This is a genomic window from Nitrosomonas sp. JL21, assembly GCF_009833095.1.
Taxonomy (GTDB): Bacteria; Pseudomonadota; Gammaproteobacteria; order Burkholderiales; family Nitrosomonadaceae; genus Nitrosomonas.
This window is the reverse complement of the sequence record NZ_QRCB01000001.1, coordinates 45,696-71,481: the sequence shown is the minus strand read 5'-3', so window position 1 is coordinate 71,481 and position 25,786 is coordinate 45,696. Positions and strand designations below refer to the sequence as shown.

The 25,786-nt window shown below is 50.6% G+C and carries 21 protein-coding genes and 1 tRNA gene; 8 read left to right on the top strand and 14 right to left on the bottom strand.

Going from position 1 to position 25,786, the window contains the following annotated elements; all coding sequences use genetic code 11:
* Positions 1-9 precede the first annotated feature (9 nt).
* The 9 genes from ABF87_RS00310 to ABF87_RS00270 all read right to left on the bottom strand — a co-directional run bounded on the left by ABF87_RS00310 (position 10) and on the right by ABF87_RS00270 (position 9,757).
* The gene (locus ABF87_RS00310) at positions 10-615 is read right to left on the bottom strand and encodes a riboflavin synthase (RefSeq protein ID WP_160827134.1); all 606 of its coding nucleotides are present in this window, start codon (positions 613-615) and stop codon (positions 10-12) included.
* A 298-nt stretch (positions 616-913) separates the two neighbouring features.
* Complete coding sequence (locus ABF87_RS00305; protein WP_160827133.1) at positions 914-2,632, bottom strand: hypothetical protein; 1,719 nt, start codon at positions 2,630-2,632, stop codon at positions 914-916.
* Positions 2,633-2,682: 50 nt separating this feature from the next.
* The gene (locus tag ABF87_RS00300) at positions 2,683-2,955 is read right to left on the bottom strand and encodes a DUF4242 domain-containing protein (RefSeq protein ID WP_160827132.1); all 273 of its coding nucleotides are present in this window, start codon (positions 2,953-2,955) and stop codon (positions 2,683-2,685) included.
* Between the two features lie 62 nt (positions 2,956-3,017).
* Complete coding sequence (locus ABF87_RS00295) at positions 3,018-3,614, bottom strand: TetR/AcrR family transcriptional regulator (RefSeq protein WP_160827131.1); 597 nt, start codon at positions 3,612-3,614, stop codon at positions 3,018-3,020.
* 84 nt (positions 3,615-3,698) lie between these two features.
* A tRNA-Arg gene (locus ABF87_RS00290) sits at positions 3,699-3,775 on the bottom strand.
* 119 nt (positions 3,776-3,894) lie between these two features.
* Positions 3,895-5,184, bottom strand: a complete 1,290-nt coding sequence (locus ABF87_RS00285; protein WP_160827130.1) for an HlyC/CorC family transporter — start codon at positions 5,182-5,184, stop codon at positions 3,895-3,897.
* A 252-nt stretch (positions 5,185-5,436) separates the two neighbouring features.
* Entirely contained in the window at positions 5,437-6,510 is a 1,074-nt protein-coding gene (locus tag ABF87_RS00280; protein WP_160827129.1) for a molybdopterin-guanine dinucleotide biosynthesis protein B, read from the bottom strand.
* 246 nt (positions 6,511-6,756) lie between these two features.
* The gene (locus tag ABF87_RS00275) at positions 6,757-7,647 is read right to left on the bottom strand and encodes a hypothetical protein (RefSeq protein WP_160827128.1); all 891 of its coding nucleotides are present in this window, start codon (positions 7,645-7,647) and stop codon (positions 6,757-6,759) included.
* A 289-nt stretch (positions 7,648-7,936) separates the two neighbouring features.
* Positions 7,937-9,757 carry a copper oxidase gene (locus ABF87_RS00270; protein WP_160827127.1) on the bottom strand — a complete coding sequence of 607 codons (1,821 nt, stop codon included), beginning with the start codon at positions 9,755-9,757 and terminating at the stop codon, positions 7,937-7,939.
* 217 nt (positions 9,758-9,974) lie between these two features.
* On the opposite strand from ABF87_RS00270, the gene ABF87_RS00265 reads away from it, so the two are divergent.
* The 8 genes from ABF87_RS00265 (at position 9,975) to ABF87_RS00230 (ending at position 20,981) form a co-directional block, all read left to right on the top strand.
* Entirely contained in the window at positions 9,975-10,859 is an 885-nt protein-coding gene (locus ABF87_RS00265) for a DUF6502 family protein (protein ID WP_160827126.1), read from the top strand.
* A gap of 16 nt (positions 10,860-10,875) precedes the next feature.
* A complete protein-coding gene (locus tag ABF87_RS00260; RefSeq protein WP_160827125.1) occupies positions 10,876-12,702 on the top strand; it encodes a DUF5666 domain-containing protein in 1,827 nt (608 codons plus the stop codon).
* A gap of 255 nt (positions 12,703-12,957) precedes the next feature.
* The gene (locus tag ABF87_RS00255; protein ID WP_160827124.1) at positions 12,958-14,232 is read left to right on the top strand and encodes a hypothetical protein; all 1,275 of its coding nucleotides are present in this window, start codon (positions 12,958-12,960) and stop codon (positions 14,230-14,232) included.
* Between the two features lie 216 nt (positions 14,233-14,448).
* Positions 14,449-15,837, top strand: coding sequence for a diguanylate cyclase (locus ABF87_RS00250; protein ID WP_160827123.1), 1,389 nt, complete (start codon positions 14,449-14,451; stop codon positions 15,835-15,837).
* 8 nt (positions 15,838-15,845) lie between these two features.
* Positions 15,846-17,174, top strand: coding sequence for a glycosyltransferase (locus ABF87_RS00245; RefSeq protein ID WP_160827122.1), 1,329 nt, complete (start codon positions 15,846-15,848; stop codon positions 17,172-17,174).
* A complete protein-coding gene (locus tag ABF87_RS00240) occupies positions 17,171-19,333 on the top strand; it encodes a TolC family protein (RefSeq protein WP_160827121.1) in 2,163 nt (720 codons plus the stop codon). The genes ABF87_RS00245 and ABF87_RS00240 overlap by 4 nt, the downstream gene beginning before the upstream one ends.
* The gene (locus ABF87_RS00235; RefSeq protein ID WP_160827120.1) at positions 19,317-20,369 is read left to right on the top strand and encodes an HlyD family efflux transporter periplasmic adaptor subunit; all 1,053 of its coding nucleotides are present in this window, start codon (positions 19,317-19,319) and stop codon (positions 20,367-20,369) included. The genes ABF87_RS00240 and ABF87_RS00235 overlap by 17 nt, the downstream gene beginning before the upstream one ends.
* A 102-nt stretch (positions 20,370-20,471) precedes the next feature.
* Entirely contained in the window at positions 20,472-20,981 is a 510-nt protein-coding gene (locus tag ABF87_RS00230; RefSeq protein WP_160827119.1) for a septal ring lytic transglycosylase RlpA family protein, read from the top strand.
* A 29-nt stretch (positions 20,982-21,010) separates the two neighbouring features.
* Here the strand turns inward: ABF87_RS00230 and ABF87_RS00225 are convergent, their stop codons facing one another.
* Genes ABF87_RS00225 through ABF87_RS00205 form a run of 5 tightly spaced genes read right to left on the bottom strand, consistent with a single transcriptional unit; the run spans position 21,011 to position 25,784 of the window.
* Positions 21,011-22,045 carry a hypothetical protein gene (locus ABF87_RS00225; protein ID WP_160827118.1) on the bottom strand — a complete coding sequence of 345 codons (1,035 nt, stop codon included), beginning with the start codon at positions 22,043-22,045 and terminating at the stop codon, positions 21,011-21,013.
* The gene (locus ABF87_RS00220; RefSeq protein WP_160827117.1) at positions 22,032-22,415 is read right to left on the bottom strand and encodes a prepilin-type N-terminal cleavage/methylation domain-containing protein; all 384 of its coding nucleotides are present in this window, start codon (positions 22,413-22,415) and stop codon (positions 22,032-22,034) included. Before ABF87_RS00220 ends, ABF87_RS00225 begins: the two co-directional genes overlap by 14 nt.
* A gap of 5 nt (positions 22,416-22,420) precedes the next feature.
* Complete coding sequence (locus ABF87_RS00215; RefSeq protein ID WP_275689389.1) at positions 22,421-22,933, bottom strand: type II secretion system protein; 513 nt, start codon at positions 22,931-22,933, stop codon at positions 22,421-22,423.
* On the bottom strand, positions 22,930-25,209 hold the full coding sequence (locus tag ABF87_RS00210) for a secretin and TonB N-terminal domain-containing protein (RefSeq protein WP_160827116.1): 2,280 nt from the start codon (positions 25,207-25,209) through the stop codon (positions 22,930-22,932). Before ABF87_RS00210 ends, ABF87_RS00215 begins: the two co-directional genes overlap by 4 nt.
* The gene (locus tag ABF87_RS00205; RefSeq protein WP_160827115.1) at positions 25,206-25,784 is read right to left on the bottom strand and encodes a hypothetical protein; all 579 of its coding nucleotides are present in this window, start codon (positions 25,782-25,784) and stop codon (positions 25,206-25,208) included. The genes ABF87_RS00210 and ABF87_RS00205 overlap by 4 nt, the downstream gene beginning before the upstream one ends.
* Positions 25,785-25,786 lie beyond the last annotated feature (2 nt).

The following is a 25,786-nucleotide window of genomic DNA, read 5'->3' as shown; positions in this document are numbered from 1 at the left end:
ATGATCTAACTAACGCTGAAGGGGTAATAGTTTTGCGACATAGCGAGCCAGCATATCCGTCTCTAGATTGACAGTCATTCCTGGCCCGAGCTCGCTCAACGTGGTCATCGCCAACGTATGCGGAATCAAATTGATGGAAAATTCATCGCCATCGATTCGATTGACCGTCAAGCTGACGCCATTGACGGTAATTGAGCCTTTATGCACCAGAAAATCGAGAATCGATGATGGCGCTTTCACCACCAGATCAACACTTTCTCCGACAGGTTCATACGCAGCTACCGTCCCGAGTGCATCCACATGACCGCTGACCAGGTGACCTCCCAAGCGGTCGGACAGGCGCATCGCCTTTTCCAGATTAACGCGTTTGCCCACCTGATCGAGCCCATGTGTGCAGTGCAATGTTTCCTCCGAGACATCGACGGTAAACACGTCATCCCTCAAGCCAGTGACCGTCAGACACACACCATCCACAGCCACGCTATCTCCTGGTTTCACATCGCTCAGATCGAGCACACCCGCAGAAATATGTATGGTCAATCCGTGATTGCTGGGCTCAGCGATGGGGTGCGTATGCTTGATTTCCCCCATCGCTTGTATGATTCCGGTAAACATTCAGATATTTCCTAGCTTTTCGAGATGACGGAACAACAGGATCGGCATCACGGAAAATCAAGAATACTGTTCTTGAGTGATCTACTCATAATGCAGTCCATCGATAATCGGCATTATAAACGTAGTGGAGAATATATGCTGCTGACTCCCAAAATTCCTCAAGTTTAAATACCGAAATACGATGATCACAACGCTTATTGCTGAATATGGGGTGTTTTATACGCGTGTGCGGGGTCGCTCTATTTCTGGCGTGACCCCTCTTGTTATTATGTCCAGGGATTTCCCTAACAGGGTCTGATCAGTTTTCTGCCAAACGTCCAAAGCGTGAGGCATTCAACGGAATGTCTGCGCGTTCCCAAGCTTTTTTGAAGCGGGCTTCAATGAGCGCTGCCTGATCATCCTTTTTTTGCGCGCGCAGCGCCTGCACCAAGCCATACAGCGCCCAACCATTGTTGCGGTTCCGCCGCAAGTCTTCCCAATAGACTGTTTCCGCCTGATCTGGCTGCCCCGATTCCAGCAGGATGGCACCGAGCGACAACCGTGGCGGTTGATGAAATTCGGCCGGTTCGGTATAAACCAACGCATCTTCCAGCCGAACCGCTTTTTCAAGATACGCAATGGCCTGATCGAATTGGCCCCGCGCAGCAGCAATTTCACCCGCCAGAACTTCCGGAGCGATGCGAAGCACTGTGTGCGTAGTGTTCTTCGACAGCAAAGGATGATCCAACTGTGGATCCTGCATGATTTTACGTAGTGCCGCGAGTTCCTGCTCTGCTTGGGACAACTGTTTCGTGGCCAGGAATGCCAGGCCGCGCACATAATGCCAACTTCCGGTCAAGAATGCACTGATCGATGGCGGCGGCGGTGCGTCAAGAATTTCTTTCCAATGACCGAACCTCGCCAGCGCCCAATACGGCGTCACGCGGAAAATGGCCGTCAATGGAAGTGCTTTCAGCACGTCATCATCAATTTTTCTGGCAGCTTCTTTTGCTGATTCTATTGCAAGCTTACTTTGTCCATCCAAAGTCGCCGCAAACCAGAGAAAGTGAATATTGTGCGGATAGTAGACCATTGGGTATAAACCGTGAGCATGATCTTGCGCGATGTAGGCTTCATCTGCCGCGATAGCCAGTTGGTTGCTTTTGATCGAATCGGCATAGCGGCCGACACGTTGATAGATATGCGATGCCATATGGATCATGTGTCCGGCTCCCGGCATTAACTCAAGCAGCGTATCGGCCGCTTTTTCTGCGCGCTCCGGCGTGGACGTCGGCTCGATCAGATGAATGTACATATGCAAAGCGCCCGGATGCTGCGGATGGCGCCGCAATACCTCTTCGGTAAGCGCAACGATCTCGGCAGTGCCTTCATACGGCACGCCATCAACCATCCAATAACCCCACGGTCGCAGATCCATCATGGATTCGACATAGAGCATCGCAATGTCCGGATCGTCCGGAAAGCGCTGATGCACTTCGCGCATTGCCGCTGCATAAGCTTTGTCATTCGTTGTTCTATGCTCGGCCTTGCCGGAATAACGTTTCTCCAGTGCCTGAATGAGTGCCTGTTCCTTCTCGGAAGCTTGCCTCATCAGGGATTTGGCTTGTTGCAGGATTTCAAGTGCGCGAGGTTCTTCGTTGGGCTCCATCATTGCATTGATGTTCGGGCCGAGCACCAGCGCCTGCCCCCAATAAGCCATCGCGAGGTCGGCATCCAACCGGGCCGCTTCGCGGAACGCCTGACGCGCTTCGGCATGGTTGAATCCATACGCGAGGTTAAGCCCTTGATTGACGTATTGCTGCGCCAATGGATTGCGGGTACTGACCGAAAATGTGTGCTTGCCCAGGTTTTGCAGTCGGGGGCCAGGCTGATCGTTGCTCGCCGGTTGCTGTGCTGCGCTGGCTGCCGATACGTGAGGCTGGCCACTTTCCATTTCAGAAGCGGCCGATGATTGGGATGGATTGATAACGACCTGCGCCGCTATCAAAAAAGAAAAGAAAATAATTCGAGGTTGCATGACCTTACTCCAAAAAATGCTGATGATCAGGTTGTCCGGAAATTTCGCTTCTATTCCGCCGTGGCGGGATCAATTACGGATTTGATTTGGGCAATGCGTGTCACAGGAAATTCACCCTGTTCTGCGTGCGTTCGAATAGCGGCCTCGTCAGGGGCAATGTAGAGACAATACACTTTATCATCGGTCACATAACTTTCCAGCCACTGGATGTGTGACCCCATTCTGTTGAGAATAGAGCATGATTTTTGTGAAATGACCTGCAGATCTTGTTGCGTGAGCAAGCCTGCGCCAGGAATTTCACGTTCAATAATATATTTAGGCATATCTTTCTCCTTTACTTTCAGTTAAAAATGACCGGTCGTATTTTTAAAAACCAAAAAAATAATTACCGTAAAAAAAAATCATCCAACAAATCGTGACAACATTGCTTAACCGGCGCAGATGATTTTTCTATTTGCATTCGCAAAAGCGCACCTTGCCACGTATTGATCAGCAAATCAGCCATTTCTTCTGCTGATTTGTCCAGCCTGACCGATCCTTGCCTCTGCGCCTGGGCCAATCCGGACTGCAATACATCCCGATATCGCCTGATGGCCGATTGCAAGGATTGCTGACATGCATCGCTGGTGCTGCCAATTTCTCCCATAAGATTGCCCAACAGACAACCTCCTTTGAATTTGTTTTCCTCAAGTTCTACAGCAAGCTCGTCAAAATAACGCCGGATGGCACTGAGCGCATCCGAATCCGATCGTTGGAGATGCATCGATAACTTCGAAATGAATGGCTCGACATAGTGCTGAATCACCGCCGCCCCAAATTCTTCCTTACTCTCAAAGTAATTATAAAATGAACCTTTCGGAACCTTGACTGCATTCAGAATCTCCTGCAGGCCGGTACCGTGATAGCCTTGATGCATGAAAAAAGTGACCCCTTGATTCAGCAAGCTTTCCCGATTGGAGTCTTTTTTGTTGAGTTTTGACATATCGGCATAATACGACCGGTTGTCTCAAAAATCAAATAAAATTTATTTGTGAATCACATCAGCCTGAAGGTTTTTTTGATTAATTGGCGCGCCCAACACGATTCGAACGTGCGACCCCCGCCTTCGGAGGGCGGTACTCTATCCAGCTGAGCTATGGGCGCGCGGGTGATCATTGTCCAAATGACTGACCGGGCGACAGGATAACCGCTTTTGTTCTCCTCGTCCAACCACGATGATGAAGACCAGGCAAATTATTCTGTGCTTCAGAAAAAACAACTGATCAATCGGTCGGTTTTGGTTTTGTATCCGAGATCATCAAGGACGGAAAGATTTTAACGGTTTTTACCACACGATTCTTAGTTTGAATAATTTCCATCGGACAACCTGCGATACTGAGTCCGATCCCAGCCTCCGGAATATCTTCAAAATGCTCTAAAATAAGGCCATTCAAAGTCTTAGGCCCATCCAGAGGAAACTGAACATTCAATTTGCGATTGAGTTCCCGCAATAATGTACCGCCCTCGACAATGATACTGCCATCGTCCTGTTTCTGGAAAGCACTTGTTTGCGTAGGCGCATGCGTAGTAAATTCACCAATGATTTCTTCGACGATGTCCTCCAGCGTGATCAGACCCATCCATTCGCCATATTCATCAACCACCAAGCCGACGCGTTTCTGGTTTTCCTGAAACAGTTGCAACTGCGTAAAGAGTGGCGTGCCGGATGGGATGAAATAAGGCTTGCGCATGACTTTCTCGAGGGTCGCCGCGGTGATTTTTCCATTTTGCATTTGATTGAGCACCTTGCGGACATGCACGATGCCGACAATGTTGTCCATGCGTTCGCGGTAAATAGGCAAACGCGTGTGGTGACAAGTCAGTAACTGCGATTCGATGAGATCATCGTCCGCGTCCAGATCGATCGCTTCGACCTGACTTCTCGGCACGATCACATCGTCCACCGTGATGGTCTCGAGATCAAATAAATTCAACAGCATGCTTTGATATTTGTGTTGAATGAAATGCCCGCCTTCCAACACCAGCGTTTTCAGTTCCTCCGTGCTTATTTTTTGATCAAGCTCGCCCTCCTGAGGCTGCAACCTGAACAGCACCAGCAATGCCCGTACAAATAAATTAACGAACCAGACGATGGGATAAAAAATGAATAGCAGCGGCGTAAGGACATAGCTGGCTGCCAACGCGATGCGTTCAGGGTAAGCGGCTGCGATGACTTTCGGCGTGATCTCACTGAATATCAGGATGGCGAAAGTGACAGCCACTGTGCCGATGAACAACGCAAAATCATCGTTTGCGAACAGTGTCGCCACAATAATGGCTACCAGCGTTGCCGATGCGGTATTCAGCAGATTGTTGCCAAGCAGAATAACACCCAGCAACCGATCAGTCTTCTCGAGCAGCTTGACCGTCAAACGAGCGCCGCGATGCCCTTGTTTGGCCAGATGGCGCAGACGATACCGGTTTATCGCCATCATGCTGGTTTCGGAAAGGGAAAAAAAGCCTGATAAAATCAACAACAACACCAGCACAATCAGCATGAGGTGCAGCGGCATATCTTCCAATGATCACCTTTTATATTGTAATTAGCGTAACTAAGGACTAAAAATAACTCGATCTTCAGTCGAATGCCGATATATTCCGGATTCCAACGGAGGTTTGTCAACAAGAAAATGAGCCCTCCATGCATCGGCATACGCCGAGACACGAGCATAGCAACGATACTGAAGAAAACTCTCTGAATAAACTCTGCAATAGGTGATTTATCGACGGCGTATGATCAAGCCGATTGGTTTCGATAAGTTACTTCAACCCGCGGCTTGGATGTGATGGATATTTTCTTGCAACGGGATTTGCAATGTATTGACAATACCGGATGAGCCGAGCGCCGCCCGATCTAACAACGGGAGTCCGATGGCGCTGACGGTTTCCATGGCCGCCAGCGGAGAATCGATCAAATGGCCGCCGAGGGCGATGATGGGTAATTTCTTGCTCACCAGCGTTTCCACGCCCGAGACGGCGCTCATGGCATCAGTCGCGGCGAGAATGATGCCATCGACCGTTTTTGTAAAAATCTTGGAATCCAGCAGTGCTGCCGTTTCTCGCTGAAACAGACTATCACCGACGTCAATCACGATGGCGTCGACTCGAGCTACACACAGATGCGTCATCAATGTCTCGACGATGCCCTCCACTTGCTCGGGCGAAGCCAGATAAGTGCTCGGGAATCCGGCATCGATCATATCCAGCGCTATTTGCGCGCCGGCATCGATCATCAGCCAAGTGTCGCTGCCTGACGCCGTTCCGGTGATCTTGGCGGCGCCTACGGTATAGCCAGCGTTGGTGAGACCGCGAATCATGTTGGCCGCTACCGTGGTTTTATCGGCATGCATCGACGTGCCGACAACAGCGACGGTGTAAGGACGTGAGAACAGGCTGACAACCTTGGGTAGCGCACTATCCTTCAAATTGATGCGGCGCTGGTGACTGTCAGCCAACAGGCCGATGGGCTGAAGCGTAGTCGACGGCTTGGCATGGACATGACGGTGATTGATCAGCGAAGCAATCCCGCCAGCAGCAACCAAATCACAGGATTCCAGATCAGTCGGCACTTGCGCGTCATACTGATCCGGGGCATGGCAATCGCCATAGCAGGCGATGATCTCATCGTCGACAAAAAGCACTGAACGGCGGCCATTGGCCAGCTCCAACTCATTTTGCTGTCCGATCTTGGTCACCCGTGCCAGAACAATATCGCCGCTATTCGGTATGACATCATCTCCGTGCAACAGTAAAGCAGTCGACTCGAGCGTTACATTTCGAGCGCTGTAAGCAATCTTGCCATTCCGTAGATTCGCCTGATTAATCAGAGAAGTATTCATATTTTAATTTCCTAACGAGTAGGATGAAACGAAGAATTGCTGTTTATTGTGATTCGTTACTATAAGGATGTACGGACTCAGAAAAGTTCAACCATCGGAACGAGAATGAAGCCATGCATCGTCATTGATGTGCTTTGAAAAAACCGTTAAACAGTGAAATTGCCTAATCTGTTTAACGGATTATCAACATTAAGAGAATTGCCGTGCAGTTTGAGGGGAATTACCCCCCCTCTGCCGTTGTTAGATTTAACTTTGAACGTCAACATTGTCCCAACTGATTTGATCGGACGGCACGCCAACCAGCGTGACCGTTGCCGCGGAACCGAAGACAACCACTAAATCGTCACCTTCATAGTGCAGATCGGTGACATAACCTTGCACTTCCTCTTTCGAGGTCAAGCCAAGACCGGTATCGAATATGATCAGACCGTCATCGCTGCTGCTGTAATCCGCAATGCGCAAATTGCCGGCTTCGCGAAGCACAAAATCATCCTTGCCGCCCCCACCATGGCAATCTTCGCCGTCGCGGACAGCGATTTTTTCACTATCATCCGTTCCAGTATAGACCAGGCGCTCCTCGATCTTGAATGGACCAGCTCCCGGTGAATCAGGGGCCCATTGCTCTGAGAGACGATGGTAAATTTTATCGCCATCAGTATCGTCGTAAACGGTAATTTCTGAACCCACGCCCACTTCTTCATCAGTGCGAACTACGGTGTTGTTGTCGCCTACAGTATAGGTTTCGGTACCGTCATCGTCGATGGGCAAGGGTTTTTCTTCGCCATCCTTGACTTCAAACACCGCTGTAATATTGTTACCGGCATCGATGGTAAATTTATACCCTTTTCCGCCGCCGCTCGAGTTGTCCTCGCCGCCGGTATTGGAGGAATCGGACGTGATGACGTAGGTACCATCCGCTTCGGGATCCGAATAGACGATTTCCACCGGGTCATTGGAACTTGATTTGACTTGAGTGATCGTCGTGCCATCGACTTCAAAAAAATCATCAGTGCCGATCGATTCCTGTGTTCTTACGTCGTTTTCGACCTCGTAAAAAGCGGTGACCTCACCATTGTCATCAAACGTGAACTCAAAATGTTTGTTACTGTTGGATGAATCATCGTTTACTGTACTCATAGTTTTCTCCTGTTAAAGGTTCAAGTAGGTCAAGCTGAGGAAATCTGAAAACTACTGCGACTAGGTCATAATGCATGAAATCAGGCTCAATTGGCTTATATTTACATTTACAGCCTCTGGCTGCGCTTTTCTTACCCGATTGCTGATCTGACTGCCGCTGGCTACCGTTTTCAGAGCTTCCCTAAATAAAGGGTGCCGAGCAAGCTCAAGCGCCTTTCAGCACCCTTTATGTTCGTTGTCAATCCATTCAGTCAGGGGTCAAACAGTTTATATTCTATCTGAAAATGGATTATTGGATAGGATTACGTTGCGCTGGGGTCAGTTGATTCCCCCAGGCAGCAGGAAGATTCTGAACCCAACCATTATAGACGACTGGAATCGGGAGTATACCTTGTCCACCCATTCCTGCGTTACCACTGACGGTGTCATCCGCCGCTGTCGATGCTTTTGAGAACAATCCTACTGAGCCGACAATTTTGGCATCAGCCGGATTGCCGTCATTGTTCGGATCGGGATCGACCACCAGCATCCGATTAGAAAATTTACTGGAAACGTACGCATAATACCCACCTCCGCGTTTTGCGCCATACTGCACGCCATGACAACCAGGGTCGCAGGGCAACATTGCAACCAGAGTGTCGGTGTCGGTATCCACCACAGTAATCGTTCCCGTCAGGGTATTGGCGGTGACCATATTCTTGCCATCCGGCGAGACCGGCGTCTGAATCGGCAGTGCACCGACAGGTCCGGTAACGGCACCGGTGACAGGATTATAATTCTTAATCAAATTGATGTGTTTGACAACCTTGTGCGTATCCATATTGACAACAGCAATGGTGCTGTCGAGCAGATTGGCCACATAGTATTTGCTCGCATCGGGCATCATGCCTGTCGCCAGCGGATGACTGAGCGGGCCGCTGACTTTGGTGATGGCGTCAATCGAGTTGCTGTGAAAATTGTATTGTGTGGAGTCACCTGAGAGCACGTTGGGCGTCACCATGGTCTTACCGTCATGACTCATCCAGTGAGCATGCGCATTGCCTCGTCCAATATTGATCCGGCGCAGTACATTGGTGGCCAGGGGCGACAATTCCATCACCGAGTCTGCCCGGGTATCGCCATTATTGGTGATATGCAGCCGGTCGGAATCGGTGAGAGTCATCACGTGCGCCGGAGCTTCGCCGACTGAGACGTTGCGAATAAGAGCGCCGGTGTTGCGATCATAGACCGTCAATTTCTTGTCGAACCATTGCGTCACGTAAATGACATTTTGATTACGATCAGTCCACATATTGTGAGGATTGTTCATGTCGATAGACGGCAAGGCCACTTTGCGCGTGACTTGCCACGAAGCACCGTTGATCGCCGACACGGTGCCAGGTTTGTCTTTATTGGCCGTCGTTTCAAACTGCGTGGCTACCCAAATTTCACCAACTGCTGGGGTGGCGGGGTTTTTCAGTGGAGCTAGAGCAATATTATTGCCATAGCGAGCGTTCAATACCTCGGGCAGATTAACGACACCGGCGTCCACGCGCACATTCACGTCCGGATAAGTGATATGCCAGGGTTTGTTGCTGGCATAGTTTTGCCAGTTCTGCGGATTAGTTGCGATAAAGAAAGTCCGCAGCAAACGCGTGGCCAAGTCACTGCTGGTAGGAACTTTGATTCCATTGATCAAGCTGATCGATGAGCCGAGATCCAGTCCCTGAGTATTGGGATCGTCGACAATGACTGCACCGAACATGTAGGGATGGATGCTGCATGTGAATACGTATAAACCGGGTGTGGTCAGGGTGACATCATCGCCGCCCTTGGTTGGCTTCGTATTGAACGGCATATTAGCCGCACCGGTAGGATAAATTAAGCTCGATCGGGTATGCACCGTATTGGAATTGCCGGAAAACTTAACTTTTACCCCAGGCGTGGCAACGGCAATCGAGCGGTTCCCTGCCACGGGTGTTCCGGTATCGAACCAACGCCCTGGATTATCGGTCAATTCAAATTTGATTTCGTTATCCCCGGCTGAAACATTCGTTATCGACAACATCGTCAAGATTGCCGAAGAACAAATCGTTCTATTCGCAATCTTTTGAATATTTTTTTTAAACACAATACCCTCCTCAAAAATGTTTAGAGATTTACTTTTTTACCTTATCCGTTTGTGTGATTATTTCCCACAATGACACATAGTACACGCGTCAAATTATATGTCAACAGTTTGTGTAAAAATTTCCCACGAAAAGGAAAATAATGTTATTATTACGCTATTTATTCATTTTATTATTTAATATAATTTTGATTTCTTACCCAATATCTTGGCTTTGATTATGCACGGTACTCTTCCTTCGATTTCAATACTCTCACCTGCGCTGGTTAATGCCCTGCGTCGTGTATTGCGACCTCTGATCAAACTAATGCTTGCCAAAGGAATTACTTACACTTACTTGTCCGACATGCTGAAGGATATTTTTGTGGAAGTGGCGGATAAGGAATTCAGGATTGCAGGAAAACCCTCAACCGATAGCCACTTGAGTTTGCTGACCGGCATTCATCGTAAGGATATTCGGCGATTGCGCCACTGCGCCCGCACCGATACGGATGTCGCCCCGCATTCGATTTCAATGGGGGCACGCCTCGTCAGCTTATGGACGAGTGACGAGCGTTTTCTCGATGAGAATAATCAACCGAAACCGCTCCCCCGCTTCATCCGGGAAGGTGGAGATATCTCATTCGAAGGGCTCGTGGCCAATGTGAGCTGTGACATTCGTTCGCGGGTGGTGCTTGATGAATGGCTGAGGCTTGGTGTTGCTCGTTTTGATGAGCAAAAGCGGGTCTGCCTCAATACCGCGGCTTTTATTCCCGTACATGGCTTTGATGAGAAAGTGTTCTTCTTTGGCCATAACTTGCATGATCATGCTGCCGCAGCTACCAGCAACTTATTGGAAGAAAATCAACCCTTCATGGAGCGAAGTGTGTACTACGATGAGTTAAGCGCCGACTCGGTCAAATTATTGGGCGAAAAGTCTGAAATTCTTGGGATGGAGTCATTGCTGGCAATCAACAAAGAAGCTGCTGAATTGGAGAAAAATGATTCTCTTGAACAAGGTCCGCGGTATCGGATGACATTCGGTATTTATTACTTCAGCGAGCCGGTGGAATCACCAATCCTGACAGAAACAAAAGATCATCAAAATCATACTGCCGATATGTAATCAATAAGTTCATCAAATGGCCCTCACTGCATTGACATCGTTAGACCGCCTTACTCGATATGTCGTATATGGAGTGAGTATTTTTTCTCTGATCCTGAGTTATTCAGCCAACGCGCTGGCAAAAAATAATTGTGATGTCAGTGCATCGTTAATTAATCCGGCACTTCTCATCGAGTCAGGAATTGGTGGCACAGGCGCCATCGCATCTGATTCAGGCATTGGCGGCACAGGCATTCGCTCTGGCGGCAGCGGAGGAACAGGCGTACATTCGTCAGCGAAACCGGAGTCTGGGATCGGTGGGACGGGAATCATCGCATCCGATTCAGGCATTGGCGGCACCGGTCATCATGATGGAGGAATTGGCGGCACTGGCAGTGTTGAGCGAGGTGGAATCGGCGGCACCGGAAACATCGCTGGCAATTCAGGAATCGGCGGCACAGGTATCGTCGGCACGATTACCGGATTTGCCAGTGTGTGCGTCAATGGCGTGGAAATCCATTATGACCCGAGCACACCGATTTCAGTCGATGGAAAACCAGCCACTCTGCGCGAACTCGCTGTCGGGCAAATCATTGCTGCGAATGCCGTCGGGGCCGATCGCGAACTGACAGCCCGTAATATTACAGTCATCCATGCAGTAGTTGGCCCTATCAGCAACCTGAATTCAGAGACCCGGCTAATACATGTACTGGATCAAACCATCTACGTTGCTCAATCCAATCAACAGGATCAGTTATTACATTTGAAAGCTGGAGATTGGGTGCAGGTCAGCGGTCATCGATTGTCGGGCGGCACCGTGATGGCGTCGCGAATTGACTCGATCGCTCCGCGGCCCGAAGCAAAAATCAATGGACATGTCACGGGAATTTTCAAGGATGGATTCGAAATCAATGGCACCCGTGTCAACCAAGATTCTAAATCATCACCGGTTACCGTCACTCCAGGCATGGAGGTACAGGTAGCAGGACGCTGGGATGGCACTCGCATGAAGGCTCAGCATATCCTGACTGAACCAACTCGCCAAAGCATCGGCAACGTCGAGAAAATCGTCATCGAAGGTTATGTGCATGCCATCGCCGGTAAAGAATTGACAGTAAATAATCGGATCATCACGGTAGATTCCGGAACTCAGCTTTCGGCTTCCGGAAAAGACGAGCTCCGGCTGGGCCAACGCATCCAGATCAGCGGTCGGGTAGCGTCGGATCAACGCATCATTGCTGAGCATATCGATACCAAGCAGGAATTATCCATTCAAATTCAAGAAAGAATGGAAAAGAATCAGATCGATAACAGCGGCAAAGGCAACAGGAATGATTCCGATAGAGAATCGGAGCATAAAGGCAAAGATTCGAGCCAGGACAACAGCGGCCATGGTCACGGGAGTAGGGACGACTCCAGCAAGGAACTCGATCGAAATTCCGGTTCGGGTTCTGGTAAGGATCATTCTTCGGGCGGCGACTCTCATTCGAGGGATTCTTCTGGATCTTCACGAGATTCCAAAGAACTCGATCACTCCGGACACGGTGGAGGCAAACCGCATGATGAGCGCCCGCAAATGGACAGGATCGATAAGCTGGATAACAAACCGGAGAAACCTGTGGATGTGGATGCACGGGATGGATTGAACCGGGACCATAGCGGACATCACGATAAACGCATTGACCACTCGCACATCGAACGAGTGATAGACAGGCCCGAAAAACCGGACAATCTCGATCTGCGCGATAACTCCAGCAATGACCTGAGAGACAACGTACGCGATACCATCGACATTCCCGATCGTGCCCGTGATCATAGCCATCATCATGACAGGCCCATTCATGACCGCGGGATTGACCGGTAAACCCAATAAGTCAGCACAAAACGAAGGTGAGGCAAGCCAGCATCAGAATACTAGCGAGCTAGCAAAGTCTCACTCAAGAAATCTATTCTTGCATCATACCAATCAAAATATTTATTTACTTTTCAATCAGTTATTATTATTTTTGCAAGAAAAGATAACTATGTTTTTTGTAGGAATACAGATAGATTATCAGGCTTGCTTTCATCACTTACGCTCAATGACAATCACCCGCTAACGTCCATGTATCCAGTTCTCATGTTTCAGCGAATGAATCGCATCCTGTTGCTGCTCTTGGTTTGCAGCCCGTCAATCGTATCGGCCAAAGGATTCAGCTTTGGCGCGGGTACCGACTTCACCACCGGTAAGTATGGTGGCGCTGCTTCCACGGATATCTGGTATGTGCCTTTTACTGCCCGCTACGACAAAGATCGCGCGTCGTTCCGGGTCATCATTCCTTATCTCAACATCACGGGACCCGGAAATGTGCTCGGACCCGGCATAGGCGGCATCGATGGCCGCGGAACCATCATCGGAGGCGGTGCAGTCGGCGGCGGTTCAACCATAGGCGGCGGTATCGTCGTTTGTGATGAAGCCAGCGAGGATTGCTCGGGGGAAAATCCCGGCAGAAACGAAGACAATTCCGGTTCTGGAGGCAGCGGTAGCGATGACGGCGATGATGACAACAGCGGCAATGGTGGCGGTGACGACGATGATGATGACAACAGCGGCAGTGGCGGCGGCGACGATGATGGAGGCAATAGCGGCAATGGCGGTGGCGACGATGACGGTGGTAACAGCGGCAACGGTGGCGGTGACGATGACGGCGGCAACAGCGGCAATGGTGGCGGTGACGATGATGGCGGAAACAGCGGCAGCGGCGGCGGTAATGACGATGGCGGAAATAGCGGCAGTGGCGGCGGCAATGACGATAACCGCGACAATAACGGTGATAGCGAAGATGACACTCCGCTAAGGCAAAGCAAAGTCGCTGCTCTGGCTCTAGTCGGAGGAATTCCGATAGGCACTGAACCTGGCCTCAGGAGCACGACGCAATCCGGACTCGGCGATATCGTCACGGCGTTCAGTTACAACATGTTCGACCATGCTCCGACGGGAATCGCCTTCGATATCACCGCACGCCTCAAAATCCCTACCGCCAGCGCCAAGCGTAATTTAGGAACCGGCCAGATCGATTATGCGATTCAAGGTGACTTGTACAAGACCATGTCGAAATTCATTTTCAGCGCGACATTTGGCTACCGCATCCTGGGCAATCCATCCGGTTTGACTTTCCATAACGTCCTGTATGGCGCTGCTGGCGTGGCCTATCGCATGTCTGACAGCGTGACGCTGGGCACAAGCTACAACATGGGACAATCGCCAGTCAGGCTGGAGGATAGCCGAGATCTCTCGCTCTATCTGTCGCAGCGCGTCAGCAATCATTTCAGACTCAATATCTACGGCTTGAGAGGTTTTTCAGATCGCAGTCCGGATTGGGGCGGCGGTATTAATCTGCGGTATGTCTTTTGATCGTGGCAAGCAAATGGCACCAATAAATTCTTCTGCCGTTTGTTTTTCTGACATTCCGAAATTTTCATTGGATCGAATTGTGATTTTTGTCAACTAGTTAAAAAATTCCGGTAATTCTTGGTCGGATTAAAGCATTCGTGTTGACTTACAGGATTGGATGTTTTACCTTCGAAAAACAGTGAGGGCAGATTTTCTAATTCAACGTCATGAGAATCAATGAGCGATCAACTTATAGTCTTTTCACAAGAAACAATAAGTCTTTCCGATCAATACAGCACCGCCTTTCAAACCCACTATTTTCTCGATGTCTCCGATTGGAAGAAGGAGAACATCACGCCATCCGCAATTCTCGTCACAGGTAATCCGGAGTACACCACCCGGTTATTGAACAGCATACGCCGTGATGACGATGCGTACGCCTCACTGTGTTTTGTGAGCGACGCCATTCCCGCATTCAACCTCAATCTCACGGATGGACAATTACCGCCCCCGCAACAACTCAAGTCAGCCATTGACCATTATGGAGATTTACTAAACGCCTATAAGAACAGCGAAACCCATGTTTCGGAATTAGGGCGGCTCATAAAATATTTATGGTTGAGGCCCAATTTCATCCTGCTTCCGACTCATGAATGGCAACATCCGCGCTATTACCGCTATCCTTTGCTGGAGGCGCTCAGTCAAGATCGATTCGGGTCTTTTGAATGGCTGCAAAGCCTGACCAATACCAAACTGCTGGAACCGACCGGATTGATCGACCGGCAACGCGAATGCAAATTCTGCCATTCGTCTCATTTGAGCTTCATCGATATCTGCCCCAACTGCCACTCGCTCAATATCAAATTGCAACCGTCGATCCATTGCTTCACCTGCGGCTATGTCGATATTCAGGACAAATTCTTTCAAAGCGGGACGCTCATGTGCCCCAAATGCACTACCCAGTTGCGACACATCGGCAGCGATTACGATCGCCCCATCGAAAATCACCATTGCCTATCCTGCAGCTACACGTTTATAGAAAGTGACGTTACGGTGCGATGTGCAATGTGCGAAAAAGAAATGGCGCCGGAAGAGTTGACCGAGAACAAGATCCAGGGCTGGCGCCTGAGCGAGCGCGGCCGGATCATTGCGATTCGCGGAGAAGTGTTTGATGTCGCTTCCAGTTTTGACCAGCTCAATTTTATTTCCAAGGATTTGTTCGTCCATGATCTGAACTGGTTGCTGATTTCGTCCCGGCGCTATCGAGACATTACGTTCAGTATCTTCGGCATTTATTTTGCAAATTTACCCGAACTTTCCAATTTATTTGGCCATACCAAATTGTTGCAAATGCTGGAGTCATTCGCGCAGCGAATCAGAACGATGCTGCGCACGCCGGATTTGTCGACGCGCACCGCTGAAAATATGCTTTGGCTGTTGCTGCCGCAAACGGATGGCCCGGGCGTCAGAGTGGTACATCAACGCATTGAAAACAACGTCAAGTTACTGCTGGAAGATAGCGATAGAAAGCTCGACTGCCGTTTCATCAGCGCAACCTCATCGCAAGTATCCAACCAGGAGAATGCCGAGCTGCTGCTCGCGCGCTTACAAGGCGAATTAGCTTAAGGACGACTATGCAGACATTGGCACAGACGTGGCAAGTTCTGAGTGCATTTTTTATTCAGGATCAGGGAATCGTTCCCTATCTGCTGATGTTTGTGCCGTTCGTGCTGTTTCTGGAATTACCGTTGTATGTGATCAGTTGGTTCGGCGTTTTCCGCTATACCGCCAGAGTCAGTTATGAAACGGCTTTTACGCCGCCGTATACGCCCAAAGTCACCTGCGCGATTACCTGCTATTCCGAAGGCCAGGCGGTTCAGAATACCGTGATTTCCTTATTGGAACAAACCTACTCCGGACATATAGAGATCATTGCCATGGTCGATGGCGTGCAGCGCAATCAACCCACTTATCAGGCATTGAAAGACCTGCTGCCGCGTATCGCCGATTATCCCAAACGCACCTTGATCATCATTCCGAAGATACAGCGGGGTGGCCGGGTGTCATCGCTGAACGCCGGGTTGAGCCGTGCGACGGGCGACATTTTTCTGGCTCTGGATGGCGATACGTCGTTTGATAATCAAATGGTCCATCGCGCCAGCGCTCATTTCCGGAATGAAAATGTGGTTGCGGTCACTGGCCCGATGCGGGTGCGCAACGCCGGCGCATCGATCGTTACCCGCCTGCAGAGCCTGGAATACATGCTCAGCATGCAAGCCGGCAAATTGGGTTTAACAGAGATCAACGTCATCAACAATGTGCCCGGCGCATTCGGCATTTTCAGAAAATCCTTTCTTCACCAGATCGGCGGATGGAACACCGGCACCGCCGAAGATCTGGATCTCACGTTACGAATCAAACAATACCAGGGCCGTCATCCGGAATTGCGCTTCGAGTTCGAGCCGGGTGCGGTATCGCATACCGATGTACCTGAAAAACTGACCGATTTCCTCAAGCAACGGCTGCGTTGGGATGGTGACTTGTTGTACATCTACGCCAATAAGCACCGGTTAGGGATTTCCGCCTCGATCATGGGCTGGAATAACTTCATTTTTATCCTGTGGTATGGCATTTTGTTTCAGATCGTCATGCCGTTCACGATTGTGCTGTACATGATCTACATGATCGTGGTATTGCCGCTACCCTTCTTTCTGGCCAGCATGACGCTGGTCTATCTTTTTTATCTCTGCCTGACGCTGATTCAATTCGTTCTCTACCTGGCCGTGATCTCCGATCGGCCACGACAGGACAGCCGTGCTTTTCTGATCATTCCCATATATCCCTTATTTCAATTTGCAGTGCGCCTATGGAGCGCTGTGGCCATTTCCAATCAAATTCTCAACAAAGGTCATCTCGATTCCGCAATGGCGCCTTTCTGGGTGCTGAAAAAGGGTAAACAGTGAATATTTATGGCTTTTTTCTAGTGCTGGGTCTGAGCACGCTGACGGCACATGCGGAAACGCAGATCAGACGATTGACGGAATTCCAGTCCCATGTAGATCAGGCGGCCTCGGTGCTGAAGACCAAAGCCGATCTGGAAGCGCAGCAATACCATTTACAGGCGAATGAGGCGCAGAAAGGATGGGAAGTGTTCGGCACGGTGTCCGGCGGATATCAAAAAAGCCCGTTTGCACGCGAGCCGTTCGGGCGGTTCTTCGATCCGTTGGCGCGCATAGGTCTGCGTTATCCGTTGCTCGGCAGCGCCGAGCGGCAGGATCGCGCGATCAGCGATGCCGCGACGCAAGTGCAGATCGAAACGATACGCCATGACTGGAGCAAGCGCTTGGCCGCGCTCGTGATGGAAGAAAATTACGCCGCGTATTGGAGCGCGCAAAAAATGCTGGCGTTGACTGAAACTTATCTGGATCTGCGCAATCTCGGCGTGGAAAAAGTATTGCAGCAACGCAATCAGACCGGATTGCTGCTGATGTCGGATTATTTCGAATTCATGTCGGCGTTCGAACGCGCCGAACGTGCACAATTGGAATTCATCAACAATCGTGATCAGGCGCTGACCCGGCTCATGCATCTGACCAATCTTCCGATCGCGCCTTTTGATTCAGTCAAGCCCGGCTTGAGCAATGTTGCGCGCGAAACACAGCCGGATATTCAACAACCCGATTTAATGATCCTGCAGGCGCAAACCGATCATCTGCGTAAAATCCGTGAAACGGAACACTGGCAAGGCATCGATTCGGATTTATCGCTGGTGGCGTTTGGCGGCCCTGCCATTCCTCATCCATCGCCCGAATCTTCACAATTTGGCTATGGCGGCGCGGTCGGTTTCAATTTCAGGATGCCGCTCGAGATCGTAAGTTACCGCAGAAACGAGCAATCCCGCCTGGGCAGCCAACTGGTCAGCTTGCAGACCGAATTCAGCCGCCGCGGACAGGAGCTGGATCTGGAGTTCAAGTCCATGCTGGGCCGCTATCATCAGCTCGTTCAGCAAATCCGCTTCCAGCATACCCGCTTGGGCGCAGCGAAAGAATCGGTGCGTGAACGGTATTTGCGCCTGCACGCGCTGGATGGCGATGTCATCGAGAAATACCTCCAGGCGATCAATACCTATTACCGCACTGCGCTGGAATATGTCGAAGCCGAATCAGAGCAATGGAAACTGCACATCCGGCTGCGCCAGTTTTTGTCCACAGTGAGCAATGGAGTCGATCCGGTGAATCCGCAGGCAGAACAATCGAGCATCATTACGCCGCTCGACAAGGCCCGGCAGTACTTCGAGCAACGCACTGGCGCATCGGCCCATCCGCATGAACAGCCGCCTGGCCAGCCTGAAGCGGATGCGGCAAACTATTCCGTCTATCTGTGGAATTTCGGCGAGATTCAGGCGCGCGCGAACTTCTGGAAAAAAGCCAAGAAACTCAGGATCAAGCGCATTTTGCTGTCGCTGACGGCGCGGCAGATCAACGCCGCCGTCGCCAAACCGGCGCATCTCAGGAATTTCCTGCAGAACGCGCGCCGCAACGGAATCAGTGTTGAATTATTATTGGGCGATCCTTATTGGATTCTCCCGGAAGAGCGCCCTCACCTGCTGGCAATCATCAAAAAATTAAAACATATTCATTTCGATGGCCTGCATCTCGATATCGAGCCGGAACAGCTCAGTGACGTGCAGATCGACAAAAAAACGCTGGAGGAATTCGTCGAAACCATCCGCCGGGCAACGGCTGCTTCTCCATGGCCGGTTGCAGTAAGTGTCCACCATCGCTATCTGGCGCAGGAATCGTCCCTTGGCATCTGCGTGCTGTGCCAATTTGCAAAAATTGGCGTGAAGGAAGTCACGGTCATGTATTACTCGGTCAACGTAGCGAATGTGGTAACAACCATGCAATCGGCAATGCAACAATTCCCGGGCTTAAGCTTCAGTCTTGCTCAAAGCCTGGAGCCGGAACTGGAACCGGAAAACAGTTACGCGCACAAGCCTCAGGCTGCCTTCAGGCGCGCTATGCAGCAATTGCAGAATCAATTGCAAGCTCCGAACTTCAATGGACTTGCGATTCAGTCATGGAAAGATTGGGAGGCGTATATCGATGAAAATCCGTTTTAATCAACCGGAGCAGAAAATACCCGACCAGGATCGGGGCATCCGCATTCATTACGGCGCGGCAAAGCGCGCCAGAATTGCCTGGCGCTGGTATCTGATCGTGCTCATTGCCAGTCTTCCGCTGCTCTATTTGATTGGGTTGACCGTACTGGAGATGATCGTGATCAAGGCAGACGGGCGGGTTACGATACCGAATATCCGCGTGCGCTCATCTGTCGACGGCTATGTTCAGGAACTTCTGGTCCAACCCTTGCAAACCGTGCACAAAGATCAGCGATTGGCGGTTCTGCATAACCTGACCCTCGAAGACCGTCAACAGCGCCTCGCCACCGAAGTCAATTTCTTGAATCAAGAACGCGACAAATTGCTCGGACAACCTGGAAATGCCCAATCTCATTCGATGCAATTACTCCGCTTTGCCCAGCAGCAAGCAAGATTCTATCAGCACCGCGTGCAGCAATATGAATCCTTGTTCAAACAGGGCGCGGCTACCCAGGCTGAAATCGCCACCGCCCGCAACCAATACGGCAGCGCACTGCAAAGCCTGGCGGCGCATCAGACGATTCAGTCGCGCGATCATGGCATGTCCGCGGAAATCCGCCAGATGAGCAGCCGCATCAATGAATTATCGCTCGAGCTCGATGGACTTGGGCTTAAGAAACAGCAACTGACCTTGGCTGCTCCCTCGGCCGGGCTGGTCACGGAACTATTCGTGCAATCGGGAGAATATCTGGGTCAGGGACAGCCGCTATTGGACATCATTTTTCCGGAGCAGGCCTATATCACCGCGTTCATTCCACCCAAGCATCATGATCGCGCAGTAGTCGATCAGATCGTTTCGATCGCATTTCCAAATGGGGAAACTGCACAAGGACGGATTATCTCCGTTCCCGGCATCACGCAAAAATCAATCATCGAAGGGGCCAATCTGCTCGAGTCGCCGCGTTCGGCTATCTTGGCGCACGTGGCGCTGACCGGCCCCACCAAAACCCAATTGATCAATGGCATGCCGGTGGATATCCGCTTCCCGTTTTGGTGAGTCCTTGGTATTTGAGCGTTCTGCTATGCTGAGGCAAGGCATCATGACGAGAAGATTTCCGGTTATAATCGGGTCATTGCATCATTAGGCAAGATATTCGAAATGTTATCCATCCATCGATCCCTGTCTGGTCAATCATTGGGCGTGCTGCTATTGATGACTGGCATGCTGAGCGGTTGCGCATCGATGTTTTCCGACTCGCCGTCTCGCTCATCAGCTTCCGGCTATCGCACACCCAACGCCCAGGCCGCTTACAATCGCCCTTATACCGTGCGGGGCGTTACCTATGTACCGCTGGCGACAGCCGCGGGATACCGCGAAACCGGCACAGCATCGTGGTATGGCTCGGAATCGGGCAGCCGCACCGCGATGGGTGCCCGTTTCGCTCCGCAGGGCTTGACCGCCGCGCATAAAACCTTGCCGCTGCCTTCGAAAGTCAGGGTAACCAATCTTCATAATGGCCGCGCGGTCGATGTCGTCGTCAACGATCGCGGGCCTTTCAAGAAAGGCAGGCTGATCGATTTGTCGCACGGCGCAGCGAAGAAAATCGGATTACAAGGCGTCGGCAAGGTAAGGGTCGAATATCTCGACAGCAAACTCAGCCAGAGATGATTGCGAGTCGCAAGCGACTTGAACGTTTTTTAATCATCATTCGCTGAAGATCCGAAAGGCGATGAGCCAGCACCACTTCCGGATGCACCGGATTGAGATGGGGAACCAAATGGCGAACCGCTACCACTGGCCGATGACCCAGATGACGAAGATGCGCTTCCGCGCGAAGACGAAGAATTTGACGATGAGAACGGCGAATTGGCTGCCCCCGGCGTAGAAGCGCCGCCGGACTTGGTAGAGGATGCACCGGATCCGCTCGTGCCCGAGGATTTGGCGTCCAGTTTATAGATGAATTGCCAATCCCGATAGCTCAATGCCTCTTTGAACTTGGCATACTGCTCCGGAAAGCGGTCTTTCTTAATGGGTTTCCTTTCGGAAAGGCTGTAAACGCCAGTGATCTTTGTACCTATGCTGGAACTCATGCCTGAGCTGCTGGTGACAGGCGGTTTGCTTTCCGGAGTCGTACCGACATTCGATCCTGGATTGGTCGTCGAGGTTTGACCCGATGCCGTGGTTTGGCCGGTACTGCCGGTTTGATTGAGCGCAGACGACTGGTTGGAATTGGTTGTCGATGAATTGGTGCTGCCAGTGCCGGTACTCGCAGTGGAGCCCGAACTCGAGCCAGTGGATGAGGTGGTGCTGCTACTGCCGGTTGAATTTTTATTCTGCGCCGCACCGGCCTTCGATGCTGCGGTCGTTGTCGCCGGTGGCGGCTCATCCACCAGGCCCCAGTCGGTGCTGTTGGTCATCGGATCGGTGTATATTTTGCGCAAATGGCGTTTGATGTTGACCGATCGACTGTCCTTGAGCAAGTCTTCGAGCGTGCTTGGATACTGTTTATTGGCGTTATGATAGGACATGATGGCTTTGCGGAATTCCTCGCCGATGAACATCAGCTCCGCTTCCTTGTCCCGCTGCGATTTCACCTGCCACATCTGCCCGGCGCCAGCGATCGCCACACCCGCCAGCACGACCGAGAACAATGCCCAGAGATACACGAAACCGTGTTCCGAATGCGAGGGCTTACGGATTAATGACGAATACCGGCTGCTACCATTCTTCATAGAACGTACCATCCGACGCCCGCCCATTGAAACCGCTATGCACATCGTAGACGCCTGCTTCGGTCAGATTCTTCGGGGGCACTTCGACCCAGCTATCTTTTCGTTCGGTAAAAGGATCGGTTGGCAAGTTGCGCATATAGCCTTTGTCGACCAGTTCCTGCAGATCGAGCGGATATTTACCGAAATCCGAATAAAACTGATCGATGGCGTTGCGCATGATGCCCAGATCCTGCCGCAGCACGGCTTCTTTAGCCTTGTCCAAGGAATTGAAGTAACGCGGTGCAACGATGGTCAACAGGGTTGCGATAATCGCCATGACCACCAATAATTCGATCAGTGTGAAGCCTCTAGGCTGCCAAAGTTTGCCCATAAACGCTACCACTCCCGGTACGGAATGCCATTTAAGCCGAGGGTTTCGGACATCGAGAACACGTCATACACGTCATCGCCAGCCTTGGGACTGTCAAATGGGCTTTCATAACTGCGTTTCCCCCAAGTATCCACTGCAGGCGTGGGAGGAGCGCCCATCAGATCGGGCTCAACAAACATCGGATCGCGCGGCAGGCGGCGCAGAAAATAAATCACTTTTTTGTCGGTGCTTTTGATATCGGGAACGCCGATGAATAATTCTTCCAGCCGCGGCGGGTAACCGGTTTCATCGGCTTTTTTGGCGACGCGCCCATCATCCACCGCCTGTTTATACGCATCGATCGCCGTTCTGATCTGCCGCAGCGCGGTGCGCAGCTCCTGTTCCTTTTCGCGCTTGACCATCATTTCGCGAAACGGCAATGCAGCGGTTGCCAGAATGCCCATGATCGCCACCACGATCATCAGTTCAATCAGCGTGAAGCCTTTGTGCTTTCCAACGAATCGAAACGAAACCATCATTTGAAATTGATCGTGGCCGGTGGCGGCAACGTGACGTCAACGACATCGCCAAGCTCGATGTCTTCGCCGTTGGCACTTTGGATACTGACTTCCCCAGTACCGGCCGCAGTGGCGATGACCTTGAAGCGCAATTGCGTCGCCAGCCCGGCAATCTGATCCTTGCCCAGCCGTATGCTGCGCGAACCGGATTTGGCCCCGCCATCCAGCAGTTCAAACGAACCGGAATCGTAACTGAGCTGGAGTTCGGTATTGGTCGTGGCTTTTGCGCCCACCAACCGGACATTGACAGAAAATTCCTTATCCAATCCGACATTGGTCGGCGCCTGCAGCGTCAAAGACGGCGTAGACGATGCCGCGGCTGCTGCGGCTTTTGCGAACGGATTCGGAACATCTTCATCAACCGGCGCAGCGAATGGATTGGCACCTCCTCGTGCAGAACCCTGGCCTGTACCGCCGGGGGTGATTGCCAGCGATTGCGCCTTGGTTTTGTCGATTTTGACCGGTAATTTACCGGCTTCGCTGGCGGTGCCGAAGTGGTATTCGCTTTCCAAATTAGTCGGTCTGGGAATATTGCGAACAATGCGAGGCGTTATCAATAGCACCACTTCATTTTTGACTCGTCTAATATCCTGATTGGAGGTTAATCGGTCCAATCCTGGAATGTTGAGCAATCCTGCAAGACCTTTGATTTCTTTGCTTTCTCTATTATCGATAAGGCCTGCTATAACTTGCGTTTCCCCATCTTTTAACGTGAGAAGAGTTTCAGCATTGCGTGTTCCGACAACTGGGGCAGTTGCCCCTCCCGGACCTGATATAGTAGTTATCAATGAACTAACTTCCAAAGTAACCTTCAGTGTTATGTCGTCGTTTAGTCCGATACGAGGCTCAACATCCAGCTTGACACCCAAATCGATAAAAGTTGGCGTTGACGTAACTAAAGCAGCAGCGACTCCAGCCTGGACGTTAGCAGAGAAAAAGGGTTGTTTGGTACCCACATGAATTTTTGCTTTTTCTTTATTATTGACTCGAATTCGGGGGTTTGCCAATATATCGCCTGCTGAAAAATTTTGTAGAAAATCAATTTTTGCCTGGTTGGCCATACCAAAACTTTTAAGCCCTTCAAAACCAAATTGGCTAATCAAAGCTCCTGCAGGAGTAAGAGAAGCAGCACCTGACCAACTGTATTGAAGTGATTGAGGGAAATTTGGCCCTAATAAAAAATTATTCGTGCGTGTGACGTCCAGAATGGTTACTTCGAGCATTACCTCAGGTTCCGCGTAATCATTCAAGCTGATTAATCGCTCAGTCAAACGAATGGCCTCGAGCGTATCGCGCATGATGAACAGATTCAGTTGCTCATTGACATAAATATCCTTCGCTTTGACGATACCTCTGACCATCGCAACCATTTGTTTTACGTCAGTATGCGCAATCTGAAAGCTGCGCACGACCAGTTCCTGATAATCCTTTTGCTTGGCGGGTGTATTGGGATAGATCAATAAGGAATTATTGTTAAGTACCTTAAACGCCATCTGATTGGTCGTCAGGATCAACTTGAGAATATCTTCAATCGTATTATTTTTTACAAAAATCGAAATCTTGGTATCTTGGCGTATGTCTTTGTCAAACACAAAGTTAATGCCGGCGGTACGCGACATTAATTCGAACACCGATTTGAGATCGGTATCCTTAAATTCCATCGTGACCGTTTTTTTGAAGGCAGATTCCAGGGCCAGATGTGTGACCTCAGGACGAGCCAGATTCAGATTGATTTCCGAAATCAATTGGCGCGCATGCGATTGCTGTGGGTTTTCTTGTAACACGGCGCGCACCAGTGTCTCTGCCTTTGCAGCTTCTCCATTTCTTAACAACTCTCTCGCTGTGTCGACTTTGGCAATATGTTGACGATCTAATGCTATTGACTCTAAACCTTCTTTAGCTCTTTCGTTAAATGGAAATAGATTGAGTATACGTTGAAAGGATTGTGTTGCACGATCCAATTGTCCAGAATATCGCAAATTTTCTGCCTCAAATAAAAGCTTCCCACTAACTTCCTCCCGTAAACGTAAAACTACACTTTGAATATCTCTGTTTTCAGGTTCTTCACGCCGCGCTTGGTCTAATTTTTCAAGTCCGGCTTCAAACTGACCGGCTGCAATCAGCTTCTGCCCATCGTCAAATGCCATATTCCGGGTACCGAATGTCCGGTTATTGATTGCACACCCGGTCGTTATCGCGAGCAATATGCTCAGAACAATGATTTTCCAGCTCTTCATTGGATATTTCCTGCCAATTTATTAGTGATCGTGAGGGTTTGTTTGATATTCAGGGGTAAATAGGTCAATGTGATTGCGGTGTCATTGATGGCGTCCAGTCGATATTGATCAGTCACTTTTCCGCCGATCTTGGCGATATGATTTTCTCCTGAGCGTGAAAGAAAAACCCAGGTCTGATTATCGGAAATCGCTTTGCCGGCGTATTTGAATTGTAACGGGGGAGCGGTGGGAGCGGGAGGCGGCGCGGCTGCTTTGGCGCGTTGTTCTTCGGCCTTGGCGGCCTGTTCTTCCAGCGTAAGGGCTGGTTTTTTTGGCGTCCAATTGGTGGATGCGAACAGCTTGCCGGCAGACGGGTCGAATGTCCGCTGGCCGAGCTTGCTGATGTCCAGGTGTTCAGTATTTTTTTCAGGTGCTTTGTTACGGTCATTGCCTGATTTCGCGGATTGCACCGGCTCGACCGTAGCGGTGATTGCGCCTTCTTCTTCCGGCTCTTCCTCAACCAGAATCACAGCGATCAGCGTTGCGAGGAGCGCGCCGCCCAGTAGCAGTTTACGTTTCTTTTCGGCTGAATCCATCG